Origin of the sequence: Phenylobacterium sp. (assembly GCF_035475775.1) — a bacterium.
In the GTDB taxonomy this organism is placed as follows: domain Bacteria; phylum Pseudomonadota; class Alphaproteobacteria; order Caulobacterales; family Caulobacteraceae; genus Phenylobacterium.
The window spans coordinates 1-2,239 of the sequence record NZ_DATIMC010000135.1; the positions used below are offsets into that span (position 1 = coordinate 1).

Consider the following 2,239-nt stretch of genomic DNA (forward strand, 5'->3'; position numbering starts at 1 on the left):
GACGAGGCCCGCGCCAGCGTCATGACCTGGGTTTCGGCCATCGCCCGCAACCGGGCGATCGACCGCTTGCGCGCCCGTGGTCCGCTCGCCCGCGCCGAGCCGGTGGAGGGACTCGAGATCGCCGACGAAGGCGCTCTCGGCGCCGAGGCCCTGCTCTCCGCGGCCGATGACGCCGGGCGCCTCGGCGCCTGCCTTTCCGAGCTCGACAAGCGCACCGAGACGGCGATCCGCACCGCCTTCTTCGAAGGCTTGACCTACGAGGCCCTGGCCCGCCGGATGGATGCGCCGCTGGGCACGGTGAAGAGCTGGATCCGCCGCGGCCTCGCCCGGCTCAAAGGGTGCCTGGAGCGATGAGCGAAGGCCCCGAGCTTTCCGACACCGAAGCGCTGGCCGCGGAGCATGCGCTGGGCGTGCTCTCCGGCCCCGAGCGTGCCGCCGCCGAGGCCAGTGTTGCGCGCGATCCGGCCTTCGCCGCCCTGGTCGCCGGCTGGCGCGAGCGGCTCTCGCCGCTGCTCGATGGCGTCCCCGGGGTTGCGCCGCCGCCAGGGGCCTGGGAGCGCATCGAGCGCGCGCTGCCGGCCAACGACAACCGCGCGCTCCGCTTCTGGCGCGGCATGACCGCAGGCGCCCTCGGGGTGGCCGCGGCCAGCCTGGCGGTCGCCATCTTCCTGGCCAACCGGCCGCCGGTGCTGGTGCAGACGCCGCCGGGCCAAGCCGCGCCGCTGCTCAACGCCAGCCTGACCAGCCAGGCCTCGGGCCGACCGATGTTCATCGCCGCCTACGACCCCGCGCGGAAGGCGCTGATCGTCACGTCGCTGATGCCGGCCGATCCCGGCCACGCCCACGAGCTCTGGGTGATCCCCGCCGACGGCAAGCCGCATCCGCTTGGCCTCGTCGCCCCGGGGACCTCCAAGGCCATGCCCATGCCCGGGACGATGGCCCCCATGCTGCAGCCCGGCGCCACCCTCGCGGTCTCGATCGAGCCACCCGGCGGCTCGCCGAACAAGCACGCGCCCTCCGGCCCGATCGCCGCGGTCGGCAAGCTCGCCGAGATCTGAACTGAGCCCTGCCTCCCCCGTTCACGGGGAGGTGTCACCCGCCGAAGAGCGGGTGACGGAGGGGGCGGCTGGCGCACTGCCGCTCCTCGCCCCGCCCACCATCCGCTCTCGCGTCGCTCGGCGGATGGTCCCCCCGCCCCGTGAACGGGGCGGGCAGGTGCATCCGCTTCGCAACAGCCTCCGTACCTTCGCCGTCGCCGATACGGGGGCGATGGGAAATCGAAGGAAGACGACAATGCGCAAGATCGTTTCGGCGGCGCTCGCGGGCGCCGCGCTGGCCCTCGCCGCCGGAGGCCTCGCCTCGGCCCAGATCAGCGCCTCGCACGCCATCATGGGCGGCAAGGAGCACACGGTCATGGTCGGCGGCGCCGCCATGTATCCCTCGAAGAACATCATCCAGAACGCGGTCAACTCGAAGGACCACACCACTCTGGTGGCCGCCGTGAAAGCCGCGGGCCTGGTCGACACGCTCTCCGGCCCGGGCCCGTTCACGGTGTTCGCGCCCACCGACGCCGCGTTCGGCAAGTTGCCGCCCGGCACGGTCGAGAGCCTCGTGAAGCCGGAGAACAAGGCCGCCCTGACCAGGATCCTGACCTACCATGTGGTCGCCGGTCGCATGTCGTCCGCCGACCTGATGGCCAGGGCCCGCATGGGCGGAACCCTCACCACGGTGGAGGGCGAGCCGCTCAAGGTCACGTCAAAGAACGGCGCCGTCTGGCTCACCGACGCCAAGGGCGGGATGGCCCGCGTCACCATCGCGAACGTCAACCAGTCCAACGGCGTGATCCACGTCGTCGACACGGTGCTGATGCCGTAAGGCGAACCGCGGAAGACGCCGAAAGGCGCAGAAGGGAGAAACCACGGATTCCACGGATCGGCACGGATGGCGGTTTCCTGATCGCGCCCATGGCGCGAACGGCTTGAACCCCAGCGCTTCAGCCGCGATCCGTGCGAATCCGTGAAATCCGTGGTTCCAAAATGAAAAAGGGGCGGCCGATCGGCCGCCCTCTTTTCTGCGTGCTCCCGCGCTTTCCGCGGTTCCTACTTCGCCCGGTCCATCAGGCCGGCGAAGCGGTCGAAGAGATAGAGGGAATCCGTCGGGCCCGGCGAGGCTTCGGGGTGGTGCTGGACGGAGAACACCGGCCGGTCGGCGAGCGCGATGCCGGCGTTGGTGCCGTCGA

At 71.4% G+C, this 2,239-nt stretch carries 4 protein-coding genes; 3 read left to right on the plus strand and 1 reads right to left on the minus strand.

The window, feature by feature from the left end; genetic code table 11:
- The 3 genes from VLI41_RS15745 to VLI41_RS15755 form a co-directional block, all read left to right on the plus strand.
- The coding region (locus VLI41_RS15745; RefSeq protein WP_325269038.1) for a sigma-70 family RNA polymerase sigma factor at positions 1-354 on the plus strand (354 nt) is incomplete at its 5' end.
- A complete protein-coding gene (locus VLI41_RS15750; RefSeq protein WP_325269039.1) occupies positions 351-1,058 on the plus strand; it encodes an anti-sigma factor in 708 nt (235 codons plus the stop codon). The genes VLI41_RS15745 and VLI41_RS15750, both read left to right, overlap by 4 nt.
- Positions 1,059-1,293: 235 nt before the next feature.
- A complete protein-coding gene (locus VLI41_RS15755; RefSeq protein ID WP_325269040.1) occupies positions 1,294-1,875 on the plus strand; it encodes a fasciclin domain-containing protein in 582 nt (193 codons plus the stop codon).
- 224 nt (positions 1,876-2,099) lie between these two features.
- On the opposite strand, the gene VLI41_RS15760 is transcribed toward VLI41_RS15755, so the two are convergent.
- A partial coding sequence (locus VLI41_RS15760) for a glutamine amidotransferase-related protein (RefSeq protein WP_414692577.1) occupies positions 2,100-2,239 on the minus strand: 140 nt, incomplete at its 5' end.

What these genes read in the sequence shown, in the direction of transcription:
- VLI41_RS15750 (WP_325269039.1), top strand. Translation starts at nt 351, where the DNA reads ATGAGCGAAGGCCCCGAGCTTTCCGACACCGAAGCGCTGGCCGCGGAG.
- VLI41_RS15755 (WP_325269040.1), top strand. Translation starts at nt 1,294, where the DNA reads ATGCGCAAGATCGTTTCGGCGGCGCTCGCGGGCGCCGCGCTGGCCCTC.